The sequence below is a fragment of the Bradyrhizobium sp. AZCC 2262 genome (assembly GCF_036924535.1).
In the GTDB taxonomy this organism is placed as follows: Bacteria; Pseudomonadota; Alphaproteobacteria; order Rhizobiales; family Xanthobacteraceae; genus Bradyrhizobium.
This window is the reverse complement of the sequence record NZ_JAZHRT010000001.1, coordinates 6,354,100-6,380,641: the sequence shown is the minus strand read 5'-3', so window position 1 is coordinate 6,380,641 and position 26,542 is coordinate 6,354,100. Positions and strand designations below refer to the sequence as shown.

28 protein-coding genes are annotated in these 26,542 nt (G+C 61.8%); 16 read left to right on the top strand and 12 right to left on the bottom strand.

The window, feature by feature from the left end:
* Positions 1-301: 301 nt before the first annotated feature.
* From fliI to V1283_RS29845, 4 genes are all read left to right on the top strand, one after another.
* A complete protein-coding gene (fliI, locus tag V1283_RS29860; RefSeq protein WP_334390193.1) occupies positions 302-1,627 on the top strand; it encodes a flagellar protein export ATPase FliI in 1,326 nt (441 codons plus the stop codon).
* A gap of 108 nt (positions 1,628-1,735) precedes the next feature.
* The gene (gene fliJ / locus V1283_RS29855) at positions 1,736-2,152 is read left to right on the top strand and encodes a flagellar export protein FliJ (RefSeq protein WP_057842912.1); all 417 of its coding nucleotides are present in this window, start codon (positions 1,736-1,738) and stop codon (positions 2,150-2,152) included.
* Between the two features lie 181 nt (positions 2,153-2,333).
* Positions 2,334-2,879 (top strand): sigma-70 family RNA polymerase sigma factor, encoded by a 546-nt coding sequence (locus V1283_RS29850; protein ID WP_334390192.1) that lies wholly within the window; start codon positions 2,334-2,336, stop codon positions 2,877-2,879.
* 17 nt (positions 2,880-2,896) lie between these two features.
* Positions 2,897-3,808 (top strand): anti-sigma factor, encoded by a 912-nt coding sequence (locus V1283_RS29845; protein WP_334390191.1) that lies wholly within the window; start codon positions 2,897-2,899, stop codon positions 3,806-3,808.
* A 324-nt stretch (positions 3,809-4,132) separates the two neighbouring features.
* Here V1283_RS29845 and V1283_RS29840 read toward each other — a convergent pair whose 3' ends face one another.
* The 3 genes from V1283_RS29840 to V1283_RS29830 form a co-directional block, all read right to left on the bottom strand.
* Positions 4,133-4,339 (bottom strand): hypothetical protein, encoded by a 207-nt coding sequence (locus V1283_RS29840; RefSeq protein WP_334390189.1) that lies wholly within the window; start codon positions 4,337-4,339, stop codon positions 4,133-4,135.
* 329 nt (positions 4,340-4,668) lie between these two features.
* A complete protein-coding gene (gene flhA / locus V1283_RS29835) occupies positions 4,669-6,804 on the bottom strand; it encodes a flagellar biosynthesis protein FlhA (RefSeq protein WP_334390188.1) in 2,136 nt (711 codons plus the stop codon).
* Between the two features lie 1,770 nt (positions 6,805-8,574).
* The gene (locus V1283_RS29830) at positions 8,575-8,724 is read right to left on the bottom strand and encodes a hypothetical protein (protein WP_334390187.1); all 150 of its coding nucleotides are present in this window, start codon (positions 8,722-8,724) and stop codon (positions 8,575-8,577) included.
* Between the two features lie 380 nt (positions 8,725-9,104).
* Between V1283_RS29830 and V1283_RS29825 the strand changes: the two genes are divergently transcribed.
* On the top strand, positions 9,105-9,371 hold the full coding sequence (locus tag V1283_RS29825) for a hypothetical protein (RefSeq protein ID WP_334390186.1): 267 nt from the start codon (positions 9,105-9,107) through the stop codon (positions 9,369-9,371).
* A 143-nt stretch (positions 9,372-9,514) separates the two neighbouring features.
* A complete protein-coding gene (locus V1283_RS29820) occupies positions 9,515-9,991 on the top strand; it encodes a hypothetical protein (protein WP_334390185.1) in 477 nt (158 codons plus the stop codon).
* A 56-nt stretch (positions 9,992-10,047) separates the two neighbouring features.
* Here the strand turns inward: V1283_RS29820 and V1283_RS29815 are convergent, their stop codons facing one another.
* Positions 10,048-10,437 carry a VOC family protein gene (locus V1283_RS29815; RefSeq protein WP_334390184.1) on the bottom strand — a complete coding sequence of 130 codons (390 nt, stop codon included), beginning with the start codon at positions 10,435-10,437 and terminating at the stop codon, positions 10,048-10,050.
* Positions 10,438-10,785: 348 nt separating this feature from the next.
* Here V1283_RS29815 and V1283_RS29810 point away from each other — a divergent pair, with 348 nt between their 5' ends.
* Both V1283_RS29810 and urtA read left to right on the top strand, forming a co-directional pair.
* Entirely contained in the window at positions 10,786-12,684 is a 1,899-nt protein-coding gene (locus V1283_RS29810; RefSeq protein WP_334390183.1) for an adenylate/guanylate cyclase domain-containing protein, read from the top strand.
* On the top strand, positions 12,681-13,961 hold the full coding sequence (gene urtA / locus V1283_RS29805; RefSeq protein WP_334390182.1) for an urea ABC transporter substrate-binding protein: 1,281 nt from the start codon (positions 12,681-12,683) through the stop codon (positions 13,959-13,961). The genes V1283_RS29810 and urtA overlap by 4 nt, the downstream gene beginning before the upstream one ends.
* A 78-nt stretch (positions 13,962-14,039) precedes the next feature.
* Here urtA and V1283_RS29800 read toward each other — a convergent pair whose 3' ends face one another.
* Positions 14,040-14,480, bottom strand: a complete 441-nt coding sequence (locus V1283_RS29800) for a hypothetical protein (protein ID WP_334390181.1) — start codon at positions 14,478-14,480, stop codon at positions 14,040-14,042.
* Positions 14,481-14,796: 316 nt separating this feature from the next.
* On the opposite strand from V1283_RS29800, the gene V1283_RS29795 reads away from it, so the two are divergent.
* The 3 genes from V1283_RS29795 to V1283_RS29785 all read left to right on the top strand — a co-directional run bounded on the left by V1283_RS29795 (position 14,797) and on the right by V1283_RS29785 (position 17,641).
* Positions 14,797-15,639, top strand: coding sequence for a GNAT family N-acetyltransferase (locus V1283_RS29795; RefSeq protein WP_334390180.1), 843 nt, complete (start codon positions 14,797-14,799; stop codon positions 15,637-15,639).
* A 296-nt stretch (positions 15,640-15,935) separates the two neighbouring features.
* Positions 15,936-16,172: a hypothetical protein gene (locus V1283_RS29790; RefSeq protein WP_334390179.1), complete on the top strand. Its 237-nt coding sequence runs from the start codon at positions 15,936-15,938 to the stop codon at positions 16,170-16,172.
* Positions 16,173-16,441: 269 nt separating this feature from the next.
* Positions 16,442-17,641: an MFS transporter gene (locus V1283_RS29785; protein WP_442895893.1), complete on the top strand. Its 1,200-nt coding sequence runs from the start codon at positions 16,442-16,444 to the stop codon at positions 17,639-17,641.
* 61 nt (positions 17,642-17,702) lie between these two features.
* Here the strand turns inward: V1283_RS29785 and V1283_RS29780 are convergent, their stop codons facing one another.
* Both V1283_RS29780 and V1283_RS29775 read right to left on the bottom strand, forming a co-directional pair.
* Positions 17,703-18,104 (bottom strand): DUF4864 domain-containing protein, encoded by a 402-nt coding sequence (locus tag V1283_RS29780; protein WP_334390177.1) that lies wholly within the window; start codon positions 18,102-18,104, stop codon positions 17,703-17,705.
* A 124-nt stretch (positions 18,105-18,228) separates the two neighbouring features.
* Positions 18,229-18,660, bottom strand: coding sequence for a cupin domain-containing protein (locus V1283_RS29775; RefSeq protein ID WP_334390176.1), 432 nt, complete (start codon positions 18,658-18,660; stop codon positions 18,229-18,231).
* Positions 18,661-18,779: 119 nt separating this feature from the next.
* Here V1283_RS29775 and V1283_RS29770 point away from each other — a divergent pair, with 119 nt between their 5' ends.
* Positions 18,780-19,670 (top strand): LysR family transcriptional regulator, encoded by an 891-nt coding sequence (locus tag V1283_RS29770; protein ID WP_334390175.1) that lies wholly within the window; start codon positions 18,780-18,782, stop codon positions 19,668-19,670.
* Between the two features lie 113 nt (positions 19,671-19,783).
* Here the strand turns inward: V1283_RS29770 and V1283_RS29765 are convergent, their stop codons facing one another.
* From V1283_RS29765 to V1283_RS29755, 3 genes are read right to left on the bottom strand one after another with little or no spacing between them, the layout of a single operon-like run.
* Positions 19,784-20,038, bottom strand: coding sequence for a hypothetical protein (locus tag V1283_RS29765; RefSeq protein WP_334390174.1), 255 nt, complete (start codon positions 20,036-20,038; stop codon positions 19,784-19,786).
* 7 nt (positions 20,039-20,045) lie between these two features.
* On the bottom strand, positions 20,046-20,825 hold the full coding sequence (locus V1283_RS29760) for a crotonase/enoyl-CoA hydratase family protein (RefSeq protein ID WP_334390172.1): 780 nt from the start codon (positions 20,823-20,825) through the stop codon (positions 20,046-20,048).
* 46 nt (positions 20,826-20,871) lie between these two features.
* The gene (locus tag V1283_RS29755; protein ID WP_334390171.1) at positions 20,872-21,039 is read right to left on the bottom strand and encodes a hypothetical protein; all 168 of its coding nucleotides are present in this window, start codon (positions 21,037-21,039) and stop codon (positions 20,872-20,874) included.
* A 102-nt stretch (positions 21,040-21,141) separates the two neighbouring features.
* On the opposite strand from V1283_RS29755, the gene V1283_RS29750 reads away from it, so the two are divergent.
* A complete protein-coding gene (locus V1283_RS29750) occupies positions 21,142-21,753 on the top strand; it encodes a TetR/AcrR family transcriptional regulator (protein ID WP_334390170.1) in 612 nt (203 codons plus the stop codon).
* Between the two features lie 11 nt (positions 21,754-21,764).
* Here V1283_RS29750 and V1283_RS29745 read toward each other — a convergent pair whose 3' ends face one another.
* Positions 21,765-22,022, bottom strand: a complete 258-nt coding sequence (locus V1283_RS29745) for a DUF1127 domain-containing protein (protein ID WP_334390169.1) — start codon at positions 22,020-22,022, stop codon at positions 21,765-21,767.
* A 148-nt stretch (positions 22,023-22,170) separates the two neighbouring features.
* On the opposite strand from V1283_RS29745, the gene V1283_RS29740 reads away from it, so the two are divergent.
* Positions 22,171-23,727 carry a winged helix-turn-helix domain-containing tetratricopeptide repeat protein gene (locus tag V1283_RS29740; RefSeq protein ID WP_334390168.1) on the top strand — a complete coding sequence of 519 codons (1,557 nt, stop codon included), beginning with the start codon at positions 22,171-22,173 and terminating at the stop codon, positions 23,725-23,727.
* 78 nt (positions 23,728-23,805) lie between these two features.
* Here V1283_RS29740 and V1283_RS29735 read toward each other — a convergent pair whose 3' ends face one another.
* The gene (locus V1283_RS29735) at positions 23,806-24,678 is read right to left on the bottom strand and encodes a 3-keto-5-aminohexanoate cleavage protein (protein WP_334390167.1); all 873 of its coding nucleotides are present in this window, start codon (positions 24,676-24,678) and stop codon (positions 23,806-23,808) included.
* A 268-nt stretch (positions 24,679-24,946) separates the two neighbouring features.
* Between V1283_RS29735 and V1283_RS29730 the strand changes: the two genes are divergently transcribed.
* Positions 24,947-25,228: a hypothetical protein gene (locus V1283_RS29730; protein ID WP_334390165.1), complete on the top strand. Its 282-nt coding sequence runs from the start codon at positions 24,947-24,949 to the stop codon at positions 25,226-25,228.
* 8 nt (positions 25,229-25,236) lie between these two features.
* Entirely contained in the window at positions 25,237-26,526 is a 1,290-nt protein-coding gene (locus V1283_RS29725) for a condensation domain-containing protein (RefSeq protein ID WP_334390164.1), read from the top strand.
* Positions 26,527-26,542: the final 16 nt, after the last annotated feature.

Here is a 26,542-nt window from a genome sequence, read left to right as displayed (position 1 = left end):
AACGCCTTTAACAACTGATTCGGATCCTGACAGACATATGGTTAACAAAATCTGATTCCGGTTCGCAAGCTCTTTAAGTGCAATTTTTAGCGAATCGCCCTAAGATATTGCTCGGAAGCAGCTTTTCTCTACCGTGTCTACTCAAGCTCCAGATTAAGAGACGGACCTAACCGACTCCCCCGTTTCGCCCTTCTGGGCGAGCGCTCTCAGTCACCAAAGACAGTGACGCAATGATTAATGATGCGGGTAAACACGAGGTTAAGCGGCGGGCTCAAATGCGTGAAAACTTAAGGTTTTCGCAATGAAGGCGCTCGCGGAGCAGATCGGCGATATCGACGGCGTCAATATATATGGCCGTGTTGTGGGCGTGCGCGGGCTGATGGTCGAGATCGCGGGGCCCATTCATGCGATGTCGGTCGGCGCGAGGATCGTCATCGATACCGGCGGAAACCGTTTCATCCCGGCTGAGGTCATCGGGTTTTCCGGCAGCAACGCTGTCGTCATGCCATTCGGCGGACTCGAAGGTGTCAGGCGCGGCTGCCGCGCGGTCATAGCCACGGCGGCCAGCCAGGTGCGGCCGTCACCGGCCTGGCTCGGCCGCGTCGTCAACGCGATGGGGGAACCGATCGACGGCAAGGGGCCGCTGATGCAGGGGCCGTCGCCGATGCCCTACCGCAATTCCCCGCCGCCGGCGCATTCGCGCAAGCGCGTAGGCCTCCCGCTCGATCTCGGCGTCCGCGCGCTCAACACGTTCCTGACCTGCTGCCGCGGCCAGCGGCTCGGCATCTTCGCAGGTTCCGGCGTCGGCAAATCGGTGCTGCTGTCGATGCTGGCGCGCAACGTCGATGCCGACGTCACCGTTATCGGCCTGATCGGCGAACGCGGCCGCGAGGTGCAGGAATTTCTGCAGGAGGATCTCGGCGACGAGGGCCTGGCGCGCTCGGTCGTGGTGGTGGCGACATCGGATGAGCCCGCTTTGATGCGGCGGCAGGCGGCCTACCTGACGCTGGCGATCGCGGAGTATTTTCGCGACGAGGACAAGGACGTGCTCTGCCTGATGGATTCGGTCACGCGCTTTGCGATGGCGCAACGCGAGATCGGGTTGTCGGCCGGCGAGCCGCCGACGGCCAAGGGCTATACGCCGACCGTGTTCACCGAATTGCCGAAACTCCTGGAGCGGGCAGGGCCGGGCACCGGTATTGGCACCATTACCGGCATTTTCACGGTGCTGGTCGACGGCGACGACCATAACGAACCGATCGCGGACGCGGTCCGTGGCATTCTGGACGGCCACGTCGTGATGCAACGCTCGATTGCGGAGCGCGGGCGGTTTCCCGCGATCAATATCCTCAAATCGGTCTCCCGCACCATGCCGAGATCGGCCAATCCGGACTATCTGCCCGTCATCATGCGGGGCCGGCAGGTGATGGCGACCTACGCCGACATGGAGGAATTGATCCGGCTCGGCGCCTACCGGGCGGGTTCGAGCCCCGAAGTCGACGAGGCGATCCGGCTGCACGAGCCGCTGGAAGCTTTCCTGCGCCAGGCCAAGGACGAAAAATCGAGCCTGGATGACGGCTACCGCCAGTTGGCGCAAATCCTCGCCAATTTGGAAACGGAACGCTAACTTTGTCAGGCCATCATCCGCGTCACATGATTAATGACGCCGGTAGGGCCCCCCGGGGTGCCGGCACCGTCCCGCGTTCAGATTGGGACTTCTGGGGAGTATGAGTCGATGAAGTCACGAGAAACGCTGATCCGCCTGAAGAAATTTCAGGTCGATGAGAAGCGCCGAAGGGTTACCCAGATCGAGGGCATGATCGCCGACTTCCAGCGCATGTCGGTCGATCTCGAGCGCGAAATCCAGACCGAGCAGGAGCGGGCCGGGATCAACGATCCCTCCCATTTCGCCTACCCGACCTACGCCAAGGCCGCGATCCAGCGCCGGGAAAACCTGACCCGCTCCGCCGACGAACTGCGCATCCAGCTTGAGGACGCCAAGAGCCTGTTGAGCGAAGCGTTCGAGGAGCTGAAGAAGGTGGAACTGCTCGACGAGCGTGACCAGGCGCGTGAGCGCGCCGAGGAGAGCGCCCGGGAGCAGGCCGACATGGACTCCATCGGCCTGATGCGCGCCCGGCTTGGCGTCGCCTGACGCTTCTCACACTCATCGGTTGCACGAAACGAAACCCGGGCTGCAAGGCCCGGGTTTTTCCTGTCCAGATTCCCCGAAACCGGCGACTTGGTGGCCCCTCTGGCGCAGGGTATGCTACGAAACTTCTCGACGGCTCCGGCGTAAGACGCGGGTGGAGGATCGAGGTTTTGGGGGACGCTGAATGCTGACGCCAGCGGAGCTGGTCTGGCTGATTGCCGCGGTAGCGAAGGGGGATGAGGCCGCTTTTGAGCGCCTTTACGCCGCCACGCGCGCGAAACTCTTCGGCGTCGTGCTCCGTATCTTGCGCCGTCAGGACCTTGCGGAGGAGGTCATTCAGGAGGCTTACGTCAAGATCTGGAACAATGCCGGACAGTTCAACCCGGCGCTCGCTTCGCCGATTACATGGATGGCGTCGATCGCGCGCAACCGGGCGATCGACGTGGTGCGCAAGAAGAGCGAAGTCTCGATCGAGGAGGAGCCGACCGCGATGGAAGTCGCGGCCGATTCACCCGATCCGCTGGCGCGCCGCGAAATGACGGAAGAGTTGAAGCGGTTGCTGGAATGCGTCGGCCGCCTCGAGCCGGATCGGCAGAAGCTGGTGCTCCTGGCCTATTACAACGGCTGGAGCCGCGAGCAGCTTGCCCTCAAGTTCGAGGCGCCGGTGAATACGGTGAAGACGTGGCTGCGCCGCAGCATGATGGACATAAGGGAGTGTCTCGGGCTTTGATGTCCGGATCTTGAACGATGGCCTATAGCGAAGACCATATCGCGCTCGCCGCGGAATATGCGCTCGGCACTCTCGATGCCGACGAGCGCGCGCAGGTCGAGACCATGATGGCCGTCGACACCGAATACACCGCGCTCGTCCATGCCTGGGAATACCGGCTCGGCGCGCTGAACCAGATGGTCGGCTCGGTCGAGCCGCGGCCGATCGTGTGGGAAAACATCAAGGCCGCGATCCATTCCAGCGGACAACAGGCGCCGCTGGTGTTGCCCGAGGCGCTGCTGTCTCCGCCTCGGCCGTCAACCGAGTCTCGGGTCGAGCCCGTTACGGCCCCCGTGGTCGCCGAGGCGGCGCCGGTCGCCACTGACAATTCGAACGTCATCCGATTGTCTGATCGGGCGAAGCGCTGGCGCAATGTCGCCTCCGTCGCCACTGCGCTTGCCGCAGCCCTGGTCGGGATGCTGGCGGTGCAGGTCTATCGGCCGGAACTGCTGCCGGAAGCGCTGCGGCCGAAGCCGCGTATCCAGACGGTCGAGGTCAAGACGCCGGCGCCATCGCCCGTGCCCTCGGCGCAATACGTTGCGCTATTGCAGCGTGACGGCGGCTCGCCCGCCTTCATCCTGACGGTCGACGCCGCGACCAAAAACTTCACCGTCCGCAAGGTCGGCGCCGATGCCGAGCCCGGCAAGAGCTTTGAGCTCTGGCTGATCTCCGACAAGCTGCCGCAGCCGCGCTCGCTCGGCGTGATCGGCGGCAGCGATTTCACCGCGCGCCCGGTGCTCGCCGACTTCGACGCCGGCACGATCAATTCCGCGCTCTACGCGGTGACCGTCGAGCCGGCCGGCGGATCGCCGAGCGGCCAGCCGACCTCGGCGCCGATCTATACCGGCAAGCTGATCGAGACCGTGCCGGCTGCGGCGGCGCCGCGGTAAGCCGAGGCGATCCAAACGGAGTTCACCATGCCGAATTGGCTGGGGCCACTTCTCGTTTTCTTGCTCCTTGCGGGATTCATCGGGTTTGCATTCAGGCAAGGCACGAAGGTCAAGCGGAGCGGCGATTCAAGCGAGCCGTGGACAGGCGGTGACGGCTCGACCGGCGGCGATGGGCACTCTGGACATTGAGACGCCCCGACAAAAAGAAAACGCCCGTGGGGAGCGGGCGTTTTCGTAGTCAACTTGGGGGTAGTTGGGGTCTTAATTATCCACGTGGCCACTTTGGGGGCTGTAAAGAGCCACGTGAATTCCGTGAATTCTCCTTTACCGTACGACAGAGTTGCCTGAACTGGTAATCACGACCGGCTTACCGGCCTTCATCACGCGCGTACTCGCGGTCTGCGTCAGACCTTCATCCGAGGTGTTGCGCGCGGAGATGCTGAAACCAGCGACCGTGATACCCGCAATCAACGCAACAACCACGACCTTGAGATGGGTCATGCGGTCTGCGCTGTAAATCGAGTGGTTCATGGAAGTCTCCTGCCGCCTTCCGTCCTGTGAATTCGTCGATGTCGTTCACAGACCGGTTCAACATCTCGCGTCAGGAAACGTAGGAATCCGGGGAATAGTTCCCAAGTGGCGATCACAAGGCGGTGAAAAGACTTGAACGATCGCGATCAAAGGACCGCGCGTTGAGGGCTGAAATCGAAATTTTCCTATATGTTATAATATGTTGTGACATAAGCCGCGGCGCGTGCGGCGAATGCCTGCCGATCGGTGCGATGTTAACAAATTATTTGCATGTGGCGAAAAAGCTTCGCCTTTTCCGCCGCTGATTTGCCCCCGCGCGCAGGCCCGGCCTACACGCTGCCGACCGTCTTCAGCCGCGCGCGCGGATGAATTTCAGCCTGCGACAGCACGGTGGTCTGCGAGCGGAAGCGCTCGACCAGCGAGCGGACGAACGGGCGGATCGTCGCCGAGGTGACCAGCACGGGCGCCTCGCCTTCGCGGGCGGCCTGCTCGAAGGCGTTACGGATCGAAGTCATGAACTCCGACAGTTTTGAGGGCTGCATGGCGAGGCTGCGGTCCTCGCCGGTGCCGACGATCGATTCCGCGAACGCCTGCTCCCAACGCGCCGACAGCGCGATCAGCGGCAGATAGCCGTTATAGGTGGTGTTCTGCGCGCAGATCTGCCGCGCCAGGCGGGCGCGGACGTGCTCGACCATGGTGGCGGGGTGGCGCGAGAAGGCGAGCGCGTCGGCGATGCCTTCGAGAATGGTGGAGAGATCGCGGATCGAGATCCGCTCGGCCAGCAGCAATTGCAGCACGCGCTGGATGCCGGAGACCGTGACCTGGCTCGGCACGATGTCCTTGACCAGCTCGCCCTGTTCCTTCGGCAGGTCCTTCAGGAGCTTCTGCACCTCGCCATAGGACAGCAGGTCGCTCATGTTGTTCTTGAGCAGCTCGGTCAGATGCGTCGACAGCACGGTGGCGGCGTCGACCACGGTATAACCCTTCAGCGACGCCTCTTCCTTCAGCGCGGCGTCGACCCAGGTCGCGGGCAGGCCAAACGTCGGCTCGACGGTATGGATGCCGGGCACGCCGACCTGGTTACCGGCGGGGTCCATGACCATGAACTGGTTCGGCCAGATCTTGCCCGTGCCGGCGTCCACTTCCTTGATCTTGATGACGTAGGTGTTGGCCTCGAGCTGGACGTTGTCGAGGATGCGGACCGCCGGCATCACAAAGCCCATTTCGATCGCAAGCGAGCGGCGCAGCGCCTTGATCTGCTCGGTCAGGCGGTCGGTGCCGTCGGGGCCGTTGACCAGCGGCAACAGCGCGTAGCCGAGTTCGATCTTGAGGTCGTCGATCTTGAGCGCGGTGGCAATCGGCTCTTCGGCGGCGGCCTGGGCGGCTGCCGCCTCAAGGCCGGGTGCCGCGGCCTCGGCCGCTTCCGCAGCCTTGGTGACGCGCTTGTGGTTGCGCGCCTTCCAGGCCAGCGCCGCGGCGCCGCCGCCGAGCGCCAGGAACGGCAGCATCGGAATACCCGGCAGCAGCGCCAGCACCAGCATCACGCCGGCCGACATGCCGAGCGCCTGCGGATATCCGGAAAGTTGCTTCATCAGCGCCTTGTCGGCCGCACCCGTGATGCCGGCCTTCGACACCAGCAAGCCTGCCGCGGTCGAGACGATCAGCGCCGGCACCTGCGTGACGAGGCCGTCGCCGACGGTGAGCACGGTATAGGTGCGGGCGGCGTCGCCAAAGCTCATGCCCTGCTGCGCCACGCCGATGATGATGCCGCCGATGACGTTGATGAAGACGATCAGCAAGCCCGCGATCGCATCGCCGCGGACGAATTTCGAGGCGCCATCCATGGCGCCGAAGAAGCCGCTTTCGTCTTCCAGCGCCTTGCGGCGGGACTTGGCGGTCGCCTCGTCGATCAGGCCGGCGGAGAGATCGGCATCGATCGCCATCTGCTTGCCCGGCATCGAATCCAATTGAAAGCGGGCGGCGACTTCGGCGATGCGGCCCGAACCCTTGGTGATGACGACGAAGTTCACGATGACGAGGATCGCGAACACGATAATTCCGATGACGAAATTGCCGCTCATCACGAAATTGCCGAAGGCCTCGATGACGTGGCCGGCCGCGGCCGTCCCCTCATGGCCATGCGACAGGATCAGGCGGGTGGAGGCCATGTTCAGCGACAGCCGCAGCATGGTCGAGATCAGGAGCACGGTCGGAAACGCCGAGAATTCCAGCGGCGTCTGGATGAACAGCGACGTCATCAGGATCAGGATCGACACCGTGATCGAGATCGCCAGGAACAGGTCGAGCACCAGCGAGGGCAGCGGCAGGATCAGCACCACCAGGATGGTGAGAACGCCGAACGCCAGCGCCAGATCGCCGCGCTTTAGGATATCGCCGATTTCGCTGAGGCTTGGAAATTTGGTGCTGGGCGCTGCGCCGCCCTGACCCGCCGTGACATCGACCATGGTAGCCGCTTCCCCTCGCGATTGACGCCCGCGGGCGCCAAACGTCTGCGCGGCGGCCGAAGGGCCACCGGTCCGAAAGTGAGGCACCGCACTGGCGTCCACGGGGTTCCTCCCGTTCTACGCGGCCGACGACACTCGACTTCACCCGGCAATTCTTGCCGGGTGTATGGTTAGCAAAGGGTTAACGGGGGGTGGTTTGTGGTTTGGCGCCCGTCATTCCGGGGGCGCGAAGCGAACTACGATGTGCACGTGCACATCGGAGAATCTCGCCCCGCACCCAACCCGTCATACCCGCGAAGGCGGGTATCCAGTACGCCGCGGCCTATCGGCTCTATCGCTACTCGTCTCTGGAATACTGGATCGTCCGCCTTCGCGGACAATGACGACCGTGGACACACACACCTCCGCATTCCCGCGGCGCGTTTCGCCCGGGCTTTGCCAACCGTTTCGCCCAGGGAAGAGGGCGCAGGGAATGCCGGGTGCTGGCTAGCACCCGCGGTCCCGTGTGCAAGAGATGGGGGTAGAGGCGCACACGAGCATACAGGTCCAGCCGGAGCATTCCGGCATTCCCTGCGCAATGGTTTTACGGCTTATGCCGCGCTCTCCCCGGAGACGAATTCCTCTTGCCTCCGTCATCGGCGAATTGACGGCATCGCGCACCCGGTCGGGCTCGCAACGCCTCCGCCGAATTGACGCCAGCCACGGGCGCCAGGACCACACGGTTTTGCCGTACGCTTCAGCATCGTTCGTCTGCCGCGCCGCCGATCGCTCACGGGCCAAAGCCCGCCCTGCGATCCGCTTCAAGCGCAGCGGATGCTGCCGCGTCCACCGCATTCCGACCCAACGTCCGTGACGATCGCGATACGCCCCTCTTGGCGGGCCGGAACGGGCGGAGTTGTAGGACTGATTTGGGGTTAGCGCGAAGAGGTTTATTTTTTCAGGCAGGACTGGACGGGGCAAATCGCGTTGAATGGTTTGAAGAAATTCGTCCCATCGTGCATCGTCCTGCAGGACCGCTCGCCCTGGCCATCGTGCACCGGACAGAGCCGCGCCGCCAAACGCATCCGCGGAAACACAAAGGTTCGTTCATCCGCCTGCCGATGCCGCCAAGCACTGGCAGCGCCCGCCAACGGCGAAGCGGCTTTCATTGGTCTGGTGTTCAAACCCCATGAAGCATCCTCAAACCGATTTGCGCTAAAAAAACAATCCCGTGGGGAAAACCCTGTTTAGGTCAGTGCAACTGCATTTTCCGACTCGACAGACCGTGCTCGTTCTTAAAAATTGAGTGCTGGTAGCGGGGCCAAGGCGTGAGCCAGTTTTCTTCCATGCTTCTTCTCGTGACGTCGCTGATGCTTACTGTATGCGTCGGAGTGGCAGCTTGGCGCGTCTCCGATGATCGCGCGGACGTTACTGGAAGCACTTCGCCGGCATCGATCAGCATGCGCTGAAACTCTATCTACTCCCGCGCACACCCGTAGGTCTACGGGCTTGCTCTTTGTGAGGAGAGGTGCGCGCGCGATCATCAAGATCGCTGCACCTGAGGTTCACGATCCAGATCGACAAGAAGTGACCTTCCGATGTGTAACCCCTGTCCGATCATCACCAGTGAGAGCGAGATCGCCGCAAGGCAATGCCGATTCCAAGATCGAAATAGGCGTAGGCTGCTTGCTAGCCCCGTGTTGAATGAAGCGTTGCCCTGCTATCCACATGCCCGTTGCGAATGCGAAAAGTATCGCCGCGCTCGCGCACTGCATCAGCCATTCCCGCGAACTAGTCACGAAGGTCGACCAATTTGAGATATTCGCCATTGGCGCTGCTCGCGGCGTGACTGGCCACCACTACAGCTGCCGTCGAGCTAACCATCAAGGTCAAAGCGGCAAGCATGATGCCAATCAATTTCAGAGCGCGCTTGTCGGCCATCGCAAAGCGTCCTTCCGAAGACGGCCAGGAAAAGCCCGGCTGGCCTTCCCATGGCATGTAGGTCTCCTCCTCATCGGACTGACCTCATCCATAAACGCAAGCTATTGCCACTTGTTCCCGATCGCCCTCATGGCAAATGATGCGATGTGCCGAAGCGGTTGGTTATTGCGCACCGCAGAAGCGCATCCAGAAATGGTTTTGCGTGCAAGCGCTACCGCCGCCGTTCCTGTCGGCCCTTGCCCAAATTGTTCCAGCGGAACGCTGCATTAGTTGCGGGAACTGCGTGCCCGAAAATCGATTGTTCCTGTGCTGGATCCATCGCCCTATTGAGGCAGGGCAATTGGAAGTGGACGGCACAGGCTTCTACGGGAGCACTTTGGATGAAAGCTTTTTTTAAGGTCGTTATCTGGATCGCGGTCATCGTCGCAGGTCTTGTTGGCTGGAACGTGGCTCCTGACTTTCGGCCGCTGGTCTCCTCGATCCTGGCAGCAGCATTCGTCTGTTACGTATTGTCTATTATCGTTTCAGTCACAGTCAGGCGTGTCATATCGGACGAACAGCTGGAGCTTCGCAGCCGTCTTGAAGTCCTGGATCGCAAGGTTACCGCAATTTTGCAGGACGCCTTCGAACGACGCCGCGTTCGATAGCAATTTGATGCTGGATATACGGGCTGGCGTTAACCCTGTCGGCAAACGGGCTGTACGTGGGTCGAGTTGTTACGTGAGCCGCCGCCAAGTTGCCTCATTAGACCGGAGAATTGTCTCCGCCACTGAACAAGTGGAGGAGCATCATGCTGAGAATGATGTTGTTGGGCCTCCTCATCCCATTGGGCGTAGGAGTGCTCGCGGCCATGGAACTCAGAACTCCTGCGCGCAATGCAGTAGTGGTCGTCCAGTCCCCTGGCGAGACAACCGTCGGCATTTCCGATTCACATGGTGCGTTGGCGAAGGCTGATCGACTTGAAATTACTGCTGCGAGCAGCGAGGCGCCAGCGCAGCCTGCTCCAGTCGACGAACGCATTTCTCCGTCGGAAGGCATCAATATCGGTCCTTCGGAGCCGCCGAGGGTGATCAACCGCCATCGGCACGAACCCAAATCAAAGAAGGTCACTACCGCGGCCCCTCCCAAGACGAAGCCAAAGACAACCGATATCAAGCGAACCATCATTTCCGGGCAGCGAAAGGCCGCTAGCGACACCGAGCCCTGCCGGCTAAGCGCGTTTGGTGGCTTGCGTAAGGCTTTGAATTCAGTCGACTGCAAAATCTGATTTATTGGAACGGCTTGGAAGCTGGCTTCTAACAAGCCGTGTCTCGCCGCAGGCCTTCACGGATTCCATCCGCCGCTGCCATAGGGGCGGGTGATGATTTCAAGGAGGTGACCGTTGAGATCCTCGAAGTAGACGCCGCGTCCGCCGTCGTGGTGATTGATCTCGCCCGGCTGCTTCCGCGCCGGATCGGCCCAGTAGGCAAGATAGCGTTGCCGGACTCGGCCGAAAATCTCATCGAATTCAGCTTCGCTGACCAGAAAGGCGTAATGCTGTGGCGTGATTTCGTGGGTGTCCATGTAATCGAGATAGGCCCCGTTCTCGGTGACAACCATCTCGAATGGTCCCCAGTGCTTCGGGGCTGGAAGGTTCAACATCTCGGTGAGGAATTTCGCCGAGGCCTTGCTGTCGCTTGCCGACAGGATCGTGTGGTTGAAATGGACAGCCATGCCGCTTCTCCCTGGATAAGCGTTCTTGCCCAACGGCTCCAACGCTTAAACAGCGCAACTTCGGTTGAGTTCCCTTGCCTGCATGAGGGCTCAGTTTCTAGCTGTGGAGCCGTTTTTACCGGGCGAAAGGGTAAACAGGCGCTTAACGGCTGTTCGGCGGCGGATGTTGCCCGTTAGGACAGCTTGATTGGCCACGACGAGGAGCGCAGGCTCGCGCTGCTTGCCCAAATGCGGTTTCGCTTACTGCCTCGTTCGCTGAGACCTGTTCGATCCCGATTACGACAGCGAAAGCCGCGCGGAGGTTAAGCGCCTTCGAGCTATCCCTCGCTTACGAGGAGGCTGAACACGATGTTTACATTTCGTGCATCGATCACTCTCACGGTGATGATATTTGTCGTCGCGCTTGCGGCACTGCTGATTGCCATTCAGGTCCAGTCCCTGCACTGGGCGACGCGGGAAGCGGCGTCCGCCTATATGGACGCCGCCAGCAACAAGGCGCTGGGTCGCCTGCAGGGCGAACTGAACGCGATTGCATCGCTGGTGAACGTGCTCGCGACCAGCTCGAGCGTGGCTGATTCGGATGAGAGGTCGGAGACAGGTCGCGCGATTCCGCTGTTCAAGGCGGCTTTGCGGGAACTGCCGCAGATGGACAGCATCTATGCCGGCTTCGAGAACGGCGCATGGCTGCAGGTGCGGCGGATCAGCGACCTTACCGTAGATCAGCGCAATCGGTTACGTGCACCGCCGCATTCCGACCTGATGATCAGCCTGGTTCGTCCGGCCCCCGATGGCGAGCTGCCGATGCGGCGGGTTTTTTGGGATCGACAGGACAACGAGCTCGATGAAATCGATTTGTGGAAGTACGGATATGACGCCCGCAAGCGCTCCTGGTATTGGCAAACAATGAGAACGGACCGTCCGTATGTCTCGGCGCCCTATCTCGCCTTCAGCATTGGCGCGCCGGTGATCACGGTCAGCGCACCCTTGCGGGGAAAAGTGCCCGGCGTGCTCGCCGCCGATCTCAAGCTCGACACCTTCAGCGATTTCGTCCAGGCCCAGCGGCCCGGACAGAATGGCACCGTCACGATCTTCGACGAGGCGGGAGCGCTGATCGCCCATCGCGATTTTGCGCAGTTCGTCGCGGCTGCGATGACGCATCCTTCCCAATCACAATTGCCTGGCATCGACGAGGTCAAGTCCGGCGTCGTGGCCTCGGTCCTGCGAACGTCACACAATCTCGACAAAGACGAAGGGATCGTCCGTGATGACGATGGACGGGATTATCTGTTCAGGTTGACGAAGTTCGCCCTCGGCGAAGGCTATGGCGGCCGCATACTGCTGCTGGCCGCCCAGGATGACTTTGTCCAGAACGTTCGGAATCTCCAATTCAGGGGATTAGTCCTTGCGATCATCGTTGGCGCTGCGTTTATTCCGGCTGTCTGGATGTTCGGCAGCACGATGGCGCAAGTGCTGAAACGCATTACGGAGCAGGCAAGCCAGCTTCAGCGGCTCGCGGAGCCCAGCCTCGCGCCGGTTACCTCGCATATTCGGGAGATTCACGAACTCGGAACCACGGTCAATCTCGCCCAGCGCGCCATCTGGTCGTTCGCGCACTTCGTCCCCAAGGAGATTGTGCGCGGGGTAATCGACAACTCCATCTCTACCAGGCTCGGCGGCGTCAAGCAGGAGATCACGCTGGTGTTCACCGACGTTCGCGGATTCACGACGATCGCGGAGTCGGCCGATCCCGATATGCTGATGCAGCAGACGTCGCGATATTTCTCCGTGCTGACGGAGGCGTTCCTCGCGGAAGGCGGAACGGTCGACAAGTTTATCGGCGACGCGGTCATGGTGTTCTGGAATGCTCCCAATCCGCAAGCAGACCATGTTGCGCGCGCTTGCCGGGCGGTCCTTGCGGCCAAGGCAGCCGGCGAGAGGCTCAACGCCGAATTCGAGGCCGAAGGCTTGGCGGCCTTCTTCACGCGGTTCGGCATTCATGTCGGGGAAGCCGTCGTCGGCAATGTCGGATCGACCGAGCGCATGAACTATACGGCTCTCGGCAACACCGTGAACCTCGCCGCCCGCCTCGAAGGGCTGAACAAGCAGGCCGGCACCGCTGTCCTCGTCAGCGAGGACGTATATTTGCGCGTTCGCGATCAGTTCGAGTTCAACGCCCTGGATGCAGTTGTTGCCAAGGGCATGACAAAGGAAACCCGCATCTTCGAACTTGTCGGAGTATCGGCATGAACCTGGCCTGGACCTTGCGCAGGCTCCTCCCGGCGCTGCTCGTTCTCCATGCATCGGCGGCGCATGCCGCCGAGGAACCCATCAGGGTCGGCATTCTGCACTCCCAGTCGGGCACCATGGCCATCAGCGAGTCCGTGCTCAAGGATACGGTTCTGATGCTGATCGCCGACCAGAACAGGAAGGGCGGGTTGCTCGGCAGGAAACTCGAGCCTGTCATCGTCGACCCGGCGTCGGAGTGGGGCGCCTTTACGGACAAGGCATATGAACTGCTCGCAAAGGAAAAGGTCGAGGTAGTATTCGGGTGCTGGACCTCCAGCTCCCGAAAGGCAGTTGTTCCTGTCTTCGAGCGGTTCAACGGTCTGCTTTTCTATCCCGTTCAATACGAAGGCGAGGAAAGCTCGCGCAATGTCTTCTACACCGGTGCTGCGCCAAATCAGCAGGCCATTCCGGCCGTTCGCTATCTGATGAGCAAGGAAGGTGGCGAGATTCGCCGCTGGGTTTTGCTTGGCACCGATTATGTATATCCGCGGACCACCAACCGGATCCTGAGCGCCTATCTCGCCAACGAAGGCGTGGCGGCCGAGAATATCATGACGATCTACACGCCATTCGGGCATTCCGACTGGCGCGAGATCGTTGCAAGGATCAAGGCTTTCGGTTCGGAGGGAAAACGGACCGCGGTGATCTCAACCATCAACGGAGACGCGAACACGCATTTCTACAGAGAACTCAGAGCCCAACAGGTGAACGCCGACACCCTTCCCGTGATGGCGCTCTCGGTCGGCGAACGCGAAATGCGCGACATAGGCGTGAGCGGTCTGGCCGGCCATCTGGCGGCCTGGAATTATTTCCAATCCGTCAGCTCACCGGAAAACGATACGTTCGTGAAAATGTGGGCGGACTTCACCGAGCAACGGGACAAGACGACAAATGACCCGATGGAAGCCACCTTTATCGGCTTCAGGATGTGGGCCCAGGCGGTGACCCAGGCCGGCACGACCGATGTAAACGCGGTACGGCAAGCCATGTACGGTCAGAGAGTGAAGGCGCCGAGTGGTTTCGAGGTGATGATGAACACCAATCACCACCTTTCCAAGCCGGCCATGATCGGCAGGCTCAATCCCGCGGGCACCTTTGATGTAGTCTGGCGATCGATCAACCCGATCAAGGCCTCGGTCTGGAGCAGATATATTCCCGAGAGCGCAAGACTTACCGCCGACTGGACCTTCCCCTGGGTTTGCGGCGGATGCGCCGAGCCGACATTCAAGGAATGGTAGTATTCTAACGCGTGCGCGGAGAGGCGACGGGCTCACTACCGCCATTTGCGGCAGCAAACCCGCGCCACGCCGGCAGCTTCAATCGCAGTAGGACCACCCGCCATAGCCGTCGTCGCATCGTGCCCGCGCCCGCGTGCGATAGGGCACGGGCAGCGGCGGCCTCGGCGCATATTCATAGTCGTACTCCTGCGCGGAGTAGCGCTCCCGGGCGTAGTAACGCTCGGGATACGCGGGCGCGCGGTCGACGTAGACCGGCCGCGCGGCGTAGGGCGGTTCGTAGTCGCCATAGACCGCTGCCGGCGCGCGGTAAGCGGGGCCCGGCGCATAAGAGGGCTGCCGATATCCGTAACCAGGTTCCGCGTAAGGCGGTTGCCGATAGCTCGGTCCGGGACGAACATAGACATCAGCGGAAGGCGCGTAGATTCCGCCGGGCGCCACGTAGACGGACGACAGGTCGCTGGCCGCGCCGGCCGTCGAGGACAGGACAACGAACGCCAGTGTCAGCGATGATCGGTACATGTGTGAAACCTCCAACTACGCAGCCCCGCCAGCCACAGCATGATTAATTTTCGCTAAACAAACCGCACAGCACAAGGATATTCTGCGCGAAGAAGTGTGCCATTTCTGGACTGCGCACAGCTGCATCCGCATTGTGAGTTGAGGGCCCAAGCATTGCGCAATTGCGCTCGCACAGTGATGACAGGCTCCGCGAAGCAATCCATCTTTCCGCGCGCGAGGATCGATGGGTTGCTTCGTCGCTTCGCTCCCTTGCGCAAACGCTTCGCGTTTGTCGCAGGCAATGACGGCTGGAGACACATATTCGAGGACCGTCCCCATGAACACCTTCACAATACGGCCGATGCGGCCAGACGAAATTTCATTGGCCGTGGAGTGGGCCGCGGGCGAGGGGTGGAATCCGGGCCTCGCCGATGACGCGTGCTTCGCTTCCGTCGATCCGGAAGGCTTTTTCATCGCCGAGCTTGACGGCGCGCCGGCCGCGACGATCTCCTGCGTCAATTACGACGCGCGCTTTTCCTTTCTCGGCTTTTACATCGTGCGCGCGGATCTGCGCGGCAGAGGTTACGGCTTGCGCATCTGGAATGCGGCGACCGCCCATGCTGGTTCGCGCGTGATCGGACTGGATGGCGTGGTGGCGCAGCAGGACAATTACCGAAAATCCGGCTTTCAGCTCGCTTACGCCAATGTCCGCTACGGCGGCACGGTTGCCGCGCCCGCTGCGCCTCGGGCTGACGTCATGGCACTGTCCGATGTCGCGATGGCAGCGATCGAGGCGGACGACGCAACCGTGTTTCCGGCGCCGCGGCCGGCGTTTTTGCGGGCGTGGATCGGCGCACCCGGACATGCCGGTTGCGCGGTCGTGCGCGATGGCAGGCCCGCCGGCTGGGGCGTGATCCGTCCATGCCTGAAGGGTTTCAAGATCGGTCCGCTGGTGGCCGACGACCGCGCCACCGCCGAAACGGTGCTGTCAGCGTTGCTCGCCAAGGTCGGCGGCGGCGAGATTTTTCTGGATGTGCCCGGCGTCAACCGTGAGGCGATCGCGCTCGCACAGGATTTTGGGCTCGCGCCGGTGTTCGAGACGGCCCGCATGTATACCGGCGCTACCCCGCTGCTGCGGCTGGGGCGGGTGTTTGGCGTCACCAGCTTTGAGCTGGGGTAGGTTGCCGGGATCGACCGGGAACACTCGCCCCAACCATCCAGTTCCCAGGGAACGGGGAGCGCACTCGCTTGTTAACGCCGATGGATCGCTTCTGTCTTCAGATCATCTGCGCGAGCACCCTGCTGCTGGTGACCGCGTTTGCGCTGGGAACGCCGGGATTGCAACCGGAAGGTCCGCCCCAGCAAGCACTTTTGCTGCGGGTCGCAGCCCGATGAAGCGGCGGTCGCCAAATTGATGCCTGGCGCTACCGCGAGAAGTTCTCAGTTCGGCTTTCGCAGACCGGGAGACGCGAGCCATTGCTCCATGTCGGCAGCCGCTTCGGCCTGTCGCGCTCTGCGGAGAAGCTGTTCGCGCGCAATGCCGGGCGGGGTGCCTCTCGCCTCTTTGCGCAGGCGCTGCGCGTGATCGGCCAAGCGTTGATCCAGTGGCGAGGTTTGTATTACACGGCGTCGTTGCTGCACGGCGCTACTCCACAAGGCAGCACGGCTGGCGTTCTCGTCACCGATGGCTGCCATGGACGCGGTGATGATTGAGCCTAGGCCCCCATCGAACGGGAAGTCAGTTCACTAGTGTACACAGCGCGCCTGGGGCGGGAGCGCTGGCAGCCTATTGATGGATTTCGCGGAGTTTATCATCGAGCCGGCCGAAGGCCGGACCCGTTGGCTCATCCATCCTATGAAGGATGTTGTCCCACCACAACTGCATGCCCAATATCGCGGCAATGTGGCTTGACCTTGGGCGATTTGCCTACGAAGTTCCATGCGCCGTGGTCATTTCTTCTGAACTTCCCCGAGATTCCGACCTGTTCATTCCCGACTCGCGCCGGGCATGGCTGCGGCTTGCCGTCGCCGTGCTGATCGGCTCGCTCGGCAGCGTCGGCATGTGGTCGGTGGTGGTGGCACTTCCCGTGGTGCAGACCGAGTTCGCCGCGAGCCGCGGCACCGCCTCGCTGGCGTTCACGATGATCATGCTCGGATTCGGTTCCGGCGCGGTGCTGACCGGCAAGATCACTGACCGCTACGGCATCGTCACCGCCATCGGGCTCGGCATCGGCATTTTGGGCCTGGGTTATGTCGTCGCGGGGATGTCATCCTCGATCTGGCAATTCATCCTGGTGCATTTCGCGATCGGGCTGTCCTCGTCGGCCACGTTCGGACCGCTGATGGCGGAGGCCTCGCACTGGTTCGACCGCTACCGCGGGCTCGCGGTCGCCGTCGCCGCCAGCGGCAATTACATCGGCGGCGCGATCTGGCCGCCGCTGATCAACCACGGCATCGAGACGATGGGCTGGCGCACCACCCACATCGCGATCGGCATCTTCACGGCGGTGGCGATGACGCTGGCGCTGATCGGCTTGCGGATGCTGATGGGGGCGGGGGCGCAGCGTGACCATCAGAACGCGCCGCCGCCGCGCGTCGACCTGCGGCTTTCCACCAATGCGCTGACCGTGATCCTGTCGCTCGCGGCAATTTCCTGCTGCGTGGCGATGTCGATGCCGCAGGTTCATATCGTGGCCTATTGCAGCGATCTCGGTTTTGGCGTGGCGCGCGGCGCCGAAATGCTGTCGCTGATGCTCGGCTTTGGCATTATCAGCCGCATCGGCTCGGGCTTCCTCGCCGACAGGATCGGCGGCATCCGCACGCTCTTGATCGGCTCGGTCGCGCAGGGCACCGCGCTATTGTTCTATCTGTTCTTCGACAGCCTGACCTCGCTCTACGTCATCTCGGCGATGTTCGGCCTGTTCCAGGGCGGCATCGTGCCGAGCTATGCCATCATCGTGCGCGAGGCGATGCCGGCCTCTGAGGCCGCGACACGCGTGGGCATCGTGATCTTCGCTTCCGTGTTCGGCATGTCGTTCGGCGGCTGGGTTTCAGGCGCGATCTTCGACGCGACAGGTTCCTACAGCGCCGCCTTTGCCAATGGCCTGGCGTGGAACGCGCTCAACATTGCGATCATGCTGCTGCTGCTGATGCGCGCACGGCAACGGCTGGCGATGGTGTAGAATCTTTTTTGACGCGTTTTCTTCACGCGAACCGGAATCCACTTCGCTCGAAAACGCTATGTTATACCGCCTGTCCCGCCTTCAGCAGTGAACAGCCCGTGATCTTCAAGTTGCCGTCAGGCTGCTGCTCCAGCGTATACATCGCTTCCCAGGCTTCGCCATTGTCGTCGACGATGTGGACGCGCTGGGCAATCTGGCCGCCGGCCGTGCGCGCCTCACCGAATTCAAAACTCTTGTGGCGATAGACCGGCGGATAGCCCTGCTGGACCATCTGCATGAAGATGTCGGCCTGCGGGAAGAGCTGCCTGATCTCGGGCGCGGCATGGGAATAGGCCGTCGCGGCATCGTCGCGGCTGAACGCCTGCTCCTGCGCGCGGATCACGCTTTGTGCAGCGGCGACGTCGTCGGCGAATGCGGGTGCGGCGAGGCCGAACAGAAATACGAGAAGCAGGACGACGCGCATGGATGTGCTCCCGTTGGTCGCGCTGGTGCAGCGGAAGCAAAGTTACACCGGCCGGAAAGGGCAAGCAAATCACGGCCCGCGGCGTCGATGCCGATTCCGCGCGAGCCGGTCCGGAAGTTCTCTCCTAGTGCGACATCATGTCGAGAAATGGCGTATCGTTGGCGCTGACATAGAAGATGACGACCTTGGTCGGCTCGGTGGCGCTGCGGTTATAGCCGGTCATCGGCACTTTCGGCGGTTCGACCAGTGCTTCGCCAGCCTTGACGGTAAGCGGCGGGCGGCCGTCGAGCTCGAGGGTGAAGGCGCCTTCCAGCACATAGACCGTGACCGGAAAACGATGCGTGTGATAGACGGTCTTGTCGCCTGGCTTGAACGTTGCGGTCATGACCCGCACGGTCTGCTTCTCATCTGTGGGCAATCCCTCGACGACTTGCTGCAGCACCATATTCGGCTTGGCGATATTAGGCGCTGCGGCGCCGTGTTGTTGCGCCAATGCCGGATCGCTCGCGCCGACGCTGACGAGCAGGGTGATGCCGGGGACGAGATGGCTGCGCATGTATCGCTCCTTTGTTAGCCAATCACCGCGCTATTTCGGTGCAAAAACCTAGGCAAGCCGGCCGCGCCGCGGGAGCCGCAAGATTGCGAGGACCCGCTCCAAAAGTGCATAATGGCCGCATGTTCGATTGGAACGATTTAAAGTATTTCCTCGCGGTTGCGCGCCACGGCAGCACGATTGCCGCCGGCAAGGCGCTCGGCACCAGCCAGTCGACAGTGCACCGCCGGCTCGAAGAGCTCGAACGCAGGATCGGGCGGGCGCTGGTGACGCGGCAAGCGAGCGGCTATCGCCTTACCGAATACGGCACCACGCTGCTACCGTTCGCCGAACGCATCGAGGCCGCGGTCGGGGATTTCCAGCGGCGGGCAACCGACATCGAGCAGGACATGAAGGGCGCGATCCGCGTGACCTGTCCGGAGCCGATCGTCATCCGCATGACGCAGTCGGGCCTGATCGAGCGGTTTCATGCCCGCCATCCGCATCTGCGCGTCGAATTCATCACCAGCGACCGCTATCTCGACCTGTCGAAAGGGGAGGTGGACATAGCGTTCCGCTCCGGTGACACCGACGACGAGCTGATCGGCCGCAAGATCGCGGACTCGTTCTGGGCGGTCTATGCCAGCCGCGACTATGTCGGCCGTCACGGCAAGCCCGACCGCGTCGAGGACTTGTCGCAGCACCTTCTCGTCGGCTTCGACGAGACGCTGGCCAATCACCGCGCCGCGAAGTGGCTGAAGGATGTCGCACCCGATGCCAGGATGCCGGTGCGCAACAACAGCGTGCTTGGCCTCGTCTCCGCGGTGAAGTCCGGCGCGGGGCTGGGGCCGCTGCCGACCGCGCTCGGCGATGCGGAGTCCGATCTGGTCTGCGTGCTCGGGCCGGTGCCGGAATTGACGCGAAGCTGGCGGCTGTTGACGCATCCCGACATCCGCCGCGTGCCGCGCATTGCCGCTTTCTTCGACTACATCATCGAGCAACGCGATGCGCTGAAACCGATCCTGACGGGATAAGGATCGAAGTAGCCATTGGCCGTAACGCTGCCGTCCGCGTTCGCGGTCGGCCGTCGCGCTGTCTCGGTTCAGTTCAGCTGGCCGCCGGGGCCGCTAGGGATCGATCATAATCTCTATCGTCGCCGAAAGGTCCTGCCGTAGATCGGTCCGTCCAGTTGCAGCTTGTCGCGCACCGCGTCCGTTGTGCCGGCGATCTTCCAGCCCAGCGGCTCCCAGCCGAGACGTTCCGCCACGGTCTGGTTGACGGCATAGGCTTCAAGGGCCGTAGCCGGCACGAGATCATCGGGCAGGGGGAATTGGCTGACGTTGCGCCGCGCCTGCACGAGCAGGTTCGCCAGTTCTTCCTGTTTTCCGGAGATTGATTTCACGTTCGTCTCACCGCCCCTGAAACACCGCGGCGCGCCGCTCGATGAAGGATTGAATGCCCTCGCGCGCGTCGGCGCTGTTCAGCACCCGCTCGCGAACGGTCGGAATGTAGGCGATGGCTGCCGTCTCGCCCTGTTCGACATATTTCAGGGCGGCCTCCTTGGTGACCTGAATGCCGAGCGGCGCATTTTGCGCAATGATCGCGGCGAGCGTCATCGCGCGTTCGACCTGCTGGCCCGCCGGCACCACCTCCTGAACCAGCCCGATCTCGCGGGCGCGCGCTGCCGTGAATTCATCGCACAGGAACAAATGATACATCGCATTGCCCCAGCCGGTGCGCGACAGGAAGCGGAAATGCGCGCCCCCGAGCGGCGCAATGCCGCGCTTGGATTCCATCTGGCAGAACCTGCTGTCGTCGGCGGCCACGACGATGTCGCCCGCCAGCATCAATTCGATGCCGATGGTGAAGACGATGCCTTGCACGGCGGTGACGATCGGCTTCTTGCAGCGCTTTTGCAGGCCGAATGCGTCGACGTTGCCCCCCTTGAAGTTTCGCTTCTCGGCGGTGGGGCCGAAGAATTTCGGCATGTCGAGGCCGGCGGTGAAATCCTTGCCCTCGGCGCAGATGACGCCGACCCAATAGCTGTCGTTGTTGTGCAGTTCGGTCAGCGCGTCCGACAATTGCTCCATCATGGCCGGCGAGAACGCGTTCTTCTTGGCGGGGTTGTCGATGATGATCCTGAAAATGCGATCATGGGATTCGGTGCGGATTTTTCCTTCGGTGCTCATGATGCTGGTTTCCTCTGTCCTGGATGTCTCAAATGCCGCCGCGCGGCTATCGCTCGTATTTGACGGCAAGCGCGGTGCGGATCGCAGCAGTGCGTTCCGGCGAAAAGTGCGATGCGCCGTGGTCGAGCAGATCGAGGAACGATAGCACGCCGCCGCGCGAGCCCCAGCTGCCTTCCTCGATGACGCGGAAATTGATCATATGGATAAACGTCATCGATCGTTACCTCCCGCCCGCTATGACAGGTGGCATAGTGCCGGCGGGCTGGCTATGTCAAGCGTCATATTCTACAATGGCGCGACTCAAGGGAGAGTTCCGATGTCGTCCAATACCCGCGCCAAGATGGTGGCCGGCGCCGCCGACCTGATGAGCCGGCGTGGCGTCAATGCCACCAGCATGCGCGACGTGGTCCGCCATACCGGTACGCCGCGCGGTTCGATCGGCCATCATTTTCCGCGCGGCAAGCAGCAACTGATCGAGGACGCGCTGGTCTTTGCAGGCAGCCAGGTCTCGGGACCGCTTAAGTCTTTGACGGAGCAACATGGCGCGATCAGCGGGCTCCGCGCCTTCATTGCCTGGTGGCGCCAGACGCTGGAGCGATCGAAATTCCAGGCCGGCTGTCCGGTGCTGGCGGTCGCGGTCGAGCAATATGTCAACGATGCGACGGAGAAAGACGGCATGCCGGACCAAGCGGCACAAAAGCGCTTACTCGATCTGGCTGAAGGCGTGTTCGCCGATTGGCAGGGCATCATGATCACGGCGATGCGGCGCGAGGGCGTGACCGCGGCGCGCGCGCGGCGGCTTGCGGTGCTGGTCATCGCATCGCTGGAAGGCACGGTCGCAATGTGCCGGGCCGCGCGCAGCGTCCATCCGCTCGAAGATGTCAGGCAGGAGCTCGAGCTGGTGCTTTCGAGCGCGCTGCCGAAGTAGGCCGGGATGTATCACCTTCGAGTGCCGATGCCGGACATCCAATGGAGGGGATCGGGCGAGCTTGAGCGGTTTGAGGTGACGTAGTCGATCTCGCCGCGCGTGATACCGATGTCCGCAAGCTCGCTGTCCGTCAGGCGACACAACTCGGTTCGCAGCTTCTCGCGTTTGCGCCACGCCTGAAACGCATTCCAGTATGCTTCGAGAGGACTGTAGACCTGCCGCTTTGCGGTTGCCGGTCCCAGCTCGGTAGGCCCGTAGATCGTGCTCATTGCGGTGTGTCCTGTCTGGATTTCTTGACCAGGCGAAGTTGCCGCAAGATGCGCCGGCGCGCTTAACTCGTGGCTTACATTTCCCTTACCGGCAGCTTATTCTTCGTGCTCCGGGGGCCCTAGAGGTGCCCCCAGGAGGAATGGCAGCTTGCGTTTTCTCTTCGAGAATTACGCGCTTGATACTGAAAAGCGTGAACTGCACCGCGGGGCGGATGCAGTGTCGATCACGCCGCAGGTTTTTGACCTGCTCGATTACCTGATTCGAAACAGGGAGCGCGTCGTCAGCAAGGACGACCTCATTAGTGCCGTTTGGAATGGACGCATCGTATCTGATGCTGCGTTGACGACCCGCCTGAACGCCGTCCGGAATGCGATCGGCGATTCCGGCGAAGAGCAGCGCCTGCTCAAGACACTGGCGCGAAGGGGCTTCCGTTTTGTCGGGCAAGTGCAGGAAGAGCGAGGCGACGCAGCGCCCGACAACGGGGCAGAACCGCCGAAAAGCTCCCTGACGCTGCCCACCAGGCCGTCAGTCGTCGTCCTCCCCTTCGTCAACCTGAGCCTGGATCCAGAACAGGAGTATTTTGCCGACGGCGTCGTGGAGGACATCACGATGGCACTGTCGCGCTTTCACTGGCTCTTTGTGATCGCACGCAATTCCAGCTTCACCTACAAAGGCCGAAGTGTGGACGTGAGGCAGGTCGGCCGCGAGCTTGGGGTGCGCTACGTACTCGAAGGCAGCGTGCGCAAGGCGGGAAGTCGCCTGCGCATCGCGGGGCAGCTTATTGATGCCGAAACCGGAGCACATCTGTGGGCCGGCCACTTTGACGGCGCGCTCGAGGATGTGTTTGATCTGCAGGACCATGTGACTTCCAGCGTGGTGGGTGCAATCGCACCAAAGCTGCAGCGCGAGGAAATCAAGCGGGCAAAGCGCAAACCAACTGAAAATCTGGATGCATACGACTATTATCTGCGTGGGCTGGCCAGCGCTGGTCGGTGGACCAGGGAGGCGAACGCCGATGCACTCCGGCTGTTTTGCAAGGCAGTCGAGCTCGATCACGGTCTGGCCTGCGGCTATGGCATGGCTGCGTGGTGCTACGTGCGGCGGAAAGCGCGTGGCTGGATGGACGAACCCATTCAGGAAAGCGCGGAAGCTGTACGGCTGGCTCGGAAGGCGGTGCTGCTGGGGGAAGATGACCCTGTTGCGCTGTGTATGGGTGGATATGCACTCGCCTTGATAGCCCGTGAGTTCGACGACGCGGCGGCGTTTATGGACAGGGGACTTGCGGTAAATCCCAACTTGGGGCGAAGTTGGAGCCTTAGTGCGTGGTTGAGAGTTTGGAGAGGTGAGCCGGACCTGGCACTTGAGCACGCTGCGCATGCCATGCGCTTGAGCCCGCTCGATCCTTCCACGTACGCCATGCACGGGGCCATGGCCTATGCCCATTTTCTCAAAGGCCGCTATGACGAGGCGTCGTCATGCGCCGAAAGCTCTCTGCGCTTCAATCCGAATTTCCTGCTGGCAACATGCGTTTCTGCAGCGAGCAATGCGGTTGCGGGGCGACTTGACCTGGCACAACGAGCGATATCACGAGCACTCGAACGTGATCCCGATTTGCGCGCCGCCAATCTGAGAGATTTGTTTCATCGGAAGGAGGACTTCGCCACCTTCGCCAAGGGTCTCCGCGATGCGGGCCTTCCCGATTAAACCTCATCTTATTGATTGGGCCGGTTCGGCAGGTCATCGAGCCGCGTTTTGATTAGGTTCGCTGGGAGGAACGGATTATCAGCCAGCCAGCGCCTGCCGCATCTCGGCCGGAGTGGCGGGTTCGCCGCCGTGATCGCGCATCATGCGCACGGCCTCTTCAACCATTTCGAAGTTGCTCGCTTTTGTCCCCAGCGGCGCATCCTCGAGGCCGACGCGAATATGGCCGCCGCGCCTGACCGTCTCCTCGATCAGGGGACGGATATCGGCGCTCACGCCCGCAATCATCCAGGGCGCGCCGGGCGCTTCCTCTTCCAGCAGCGCCAGGTAGGCGGCGAGCGCATATGGCTTTGGCGGAAAGCCGACCGCGATCACATTGCAGAACATGAGACGGTAGATCGGAGCCTTGGTGCCGGCCGCGCGGGCCAGCGCCGCGCCGGCGCGCAGGAAGCCGGGTTCGTAGATCGCGAAATCAGGATGCAGCCCGTATCGCGCGGCAAAGTCGAGTACATACCGGACATGGTCTTCGGAATTCATGTAGGTGCCGGCGGGTTTTGCAGCCGATGTCGTCGTTGTGAGCGTGAAATTGACGCTGCCGGGGTCGACGAACGCGAAGTCGATCAGGCCGCGTTCGACCAGCGCTTCGATATGGGCATATCGAACCGATATATCCGCAAGAGCGGCGTCGCCGTCCGTCATGAACGCCGGGTAGGAGGGATAGACGGGGACGTCCACCTGACTGCGAATACCTTCGATGATGCGTGCATAGACCTGCCAGTCGTGGGTTTGCGGGCCGCCGCCATCATAGGCATGGGTGTGAATGATGGTGGCGCCGGCGCGTGCGCAGGCGACGCCTTCGGCGATGATCGCCTCAATCGTATCGGGAATGCCCGGCTGCAGCGCGCGGCTCCAGGGGCCATTCAGCGCCGCCTCGATCCAGACTTTTCGCATCATGTTGCTCTCTCTGGAATTCGGGTCGTGTACTCATAGGCGAAACCATATCCGATTTTGCGGCCAGGCAGACAGGCAATGAGCCGACATGTCCTGCTTCCAGGCTGGTCGTGTCCGGAAGAGCAGACCCCAAAAGTTCCGTGTTACGTTTGTAGCCGTTTCACGTCTCCACAACATCCACCCGTAATCTCGCCTCCTCAAGGTGAGCGTCTCGAACCACACGGCGGTCGCCTGACCGATGGGTGACGCACGCATTTCGGGAGAGATGGACATGCGAGACATGATCAAGATCGTAACGATATTGGCTTTACTTGGCAGCCGCGACGCCATTGCGGAGACGGTGGGGCCCGCGAGATCATCCGTCGTGTCTTCCTCCACCGCGGCAGGCCCGCTTTCACTGGCGCAGCGCACGCGATTAATCGACGAAGCGCCGGTAGGCCACCGTCAACCGCGCGCCCGCGACGTGCCGCTGCAAAGTCCAACCGAGATCGAGCGCCTCGCTCCGGAGGATGCAGCGATCGATCGCAAGCTCGTCATCTGCCGCGGCTGCTGAAAACGATGATGACAATGTACAACAGAGCTTTTGCAGGTAGCCGCGCACCTGGAATGGGGGCGGCGAAGAAGCAAGAGTTGGCCCTTGTCCGCCCACTAGGCAGTTGCGAGCGGTTCTTTTATCTCTATTCGTTGGCCTTTCCCGTGCATTTCTGTCTCGCCGCAGAAATCGAAGGCGCATTGGATTCCACCAAGCTTGGAGCTGCGCTCGAGCAGGTTCGAAACCGGCATTCGGCGCTAAGGCTCTGCATCGTCGACGATGCAGAAACTGGACCGACGTTCTGTCGCACCGACAGCCCGATCGAACTGAACGAGGTACCGGCCGAAACAGGCGCAGACTGGCGCGAGGTGGTCGAAAGCGAGCTCAGTCTGCCTTTCAGTACTTTTCCGGGCCCGCTGATGCGGGCAACGGTCGTGTCAGCATCCGATGGCGCATCGATTATTCTCACTTTTCATCATGCGATAGTGGACGCATTGTCCGGAATGCGCATTCTCCATGATGTCATGCGCGCGCTCGCGGACGACTGTCTTGAGATCTTGCCGCCGCCTCCTTTGCTTGAAGAGATGATCGCGAGGGTTGCCTCTCATCCGATCGTGGTCGAAAAGGCGACTTCCCACGATATCTCGAAAGCCGGCAGCCGGGCTGCACAGGGGTCCGAAATGCCCGCCGCGAATTTGGCGATTGCGGAGTGGGACCGGGAACAGACCGCTCGCCTCCTGCGATTCTGCAAGGCAAATGGAACGACCGTGCATGGCGCAATCTGTGCAGCCGCCTCTCGTCACCTTCCAGCCTCGGACAACAATATCATCAGGATGCACTGTCCGATCGACCTGTCCAGGATAACGAGAATTGAGACCACGGGGTGCGGCGTGTTTATCGGCGCCGGCATTGTCGAGGTCCCTGCCGGGGGCCGAAAGCTCTGGGAGGACGCCCGCTGTGTCGTCGACAACTTGCGGATGGCGCGGTTACCCGCGACGGCGGCTGGAATGTTGCAGTGGATCGCGGCTGAGATGCCGCCAACCGCAGCCAAAGACAGCGCGGCGGCGTATTTTGCCTCCCAGCCGCAAAGCTCCGCCGTCATTTCGAATCTGGGAGTCCTGCCGCTTGCGGTTGAATATGGGCAACTACGGCTCAGGGCGGTCTGGGGACCAGCGATGTTGACCAATCTTCCAGCCGACCGGCAAACGATCGGCGTCAGCACGTGTGGCGGCCAGCTTCGTATGGTTCACCAGAGCTACGAGCCGATATCGGGCCTTCTGGAATCAATCCGCGAGACGCTTTTGACTTCCTGTGTCTAGCATCGCAGCGCTACGA

Excerpts from the sequence above, each read along its gene's own strand:
- fliJ (WP_057842912.1), top strand. The coding sequence starts at position 1,736 with ATGAAGTCACGAGAAACGCTGATCCGCCTGAAGAAATTTCAGGTCGAT.
- V1283_RS29840 (WP_334390189.1), bottom strand. The coding sequence starts at position 4,339 with ATGAACCACTCGATTTACAGCGCAGACCGCATGACCCATCTCAAGGTC.
- V1283_RS29750 (WP_334390170.1), top strand. The coding sequence starts at position 21,142 with ATGTCGTCCAATACCCGCGCCAAGATGGTGGCCGGCGCCGCCGACCTG.
- V1283_RS29730 (WP_334390165.1), top strand. The coding sequence starts at position 24,947 with ATGCGAGACATGATCAAGATCGTAACGATATTGGCTTTACTTGGCAGC.
- V1283_RS29775 (WP_334390176.1), bottom strand. The coding sequence starts at position 18,660 with ATGCGCAGCCATCTCGTCCCCGGCATCACCCTGCTCGTCAGCGTCGGC.
- V1283_RS29800 (WP_334390181.1), bottom strand. The coding sequence starts at position 14,480 with ATGTACCGATCATCGCTGACACTGGCGTTCGTTGTCCTGTCCTCGACG.
- V1283_RS29780 (WP_334390177.1), bottom strand. The coding sequence starts at position 18,104 with ATGCGCGTCGTCCTGCTTCTCGTATTTCTGTTCGGCCTCGCCGCACCC.
- V1283_RS29760 (WP_334390172.1), bottom strand. The coding sequence starts at position 20,825 with ATGAGCACCGAAGGAAAAATCCGCACCGAATCCCATGATCGCATTTTC.
- fliI (WP_334390193.1), top strand. The coding sequence starts at position 302 with ATGAAGGCGCTCGCGGAGCAGATCGGCGATATCGACGGCGTCAATATA.
- V1283_RS29770 (WP_334390175.1), top strand. The coding sequence starts at position 18,780 with ATGTTCGATTGGAACGATTTAAAGTATTTCCTCGCGGTTGCGCGCCAC.
- V1283_RS29825 (WP_334390186.1), top strand. The coding sequence starts at position 9,105 with ATGAAAGCTTTTTTTAAGGTCGTTATCTGGATCGCGGTCATCGTCGCA.
- V1283_RS29850 (WP_334390192.1), top strand. The coding sequence starts at position 2,334 with ATGCTGACGCCAGCGGAGCTGGTCTGGCTGATTGCCGCGGTAGCGAAG.
- V1283_RS29845 (WP_334390191.1), top strand. The coding sequence starts at position 2,897 with ATGGCCTATAGCGAAGACCATATCGCGCTCGCCGCGGAATATGCGCTC.
- flhA (WP_334390188.1), bottom strand. The coding sequence starts at position 6,804 with ATGGTCGATGTCACGGCGGGTCAGGGCGGCGCAGCGCCCAGCACCAAA.
- V1283_RS29830 (WP_334390187.1), bottom strand. The coding sequence starts at position 8,724 with ATGGCCGACAAGCGCGCTCTGAAATTGATTGGCATCATGCTTGCCGCT.
- V1283_RS29755 (WP_334390171.1), bottom strand. The coding sequence starts at position 21,039 with ATGACGTTTATCCATATGATCAATTTCCGCGTCATCGAGGAAGGCAGC.
- V1283_RS29745 (WP_334390169.1), bottom strand. The coding sequence starts at position 22,022 with ATGAGCACGATCTACGGGCCTACCGAGCTGGGACCGGCAACCGCAAAG.
- V1283_RS29810 (WP_334390183.1), top strand. The coding sequence starts at position 10,786 with ATGTTTACATTTCGTGCATCGATCACTCTCACGGTGATGATATTTGTC.
- urtA (WP_334390182.1), top strand. The coding sequence starts at position 12,681 with ATGAACCTGGCCTGGACCTTGCGCAGGCTCCTCCCGGCGCTGCTCGTT.
- V1283_RS29735 (WP_334390167.1), bottom strand. The coding sequence starts at position 24,678 with ATGATGCGAAAAGTCTGGATCGAGGCGGCGCTGAATGGCCCCTGGAGC.
- V1283_RS29725 (WP_334390164.1), top strand. The coding sequence starts at position 25,237 with ATGACAATGTACAACAGAGCTTTTGCAGGTAGCCGCGCACCTGGAATG.
- V1283_RS29820 (WP_334390185.1), top strand. The coding sequence starts at position 9,515 with ATGCTGAGAATGATGTTGTTGGGCCTCCTCATCCCATTGGGCGTAGGA.
- V1283_RS29815 (WP_334390184.1), bottom strand. The coding sequence starts at position 10,437 with ATGGCTGTCCATTTCAACCACACGATCCTGTCGGCAAGCGACAGCAAG.
- V1283_RS29795 (WP_334390180.1), top strand. The coding sequence starts at position 14,797 with ATGAACACCTTCACAATACGGCCGATGCGGCCAGACGAAATTTCATTG.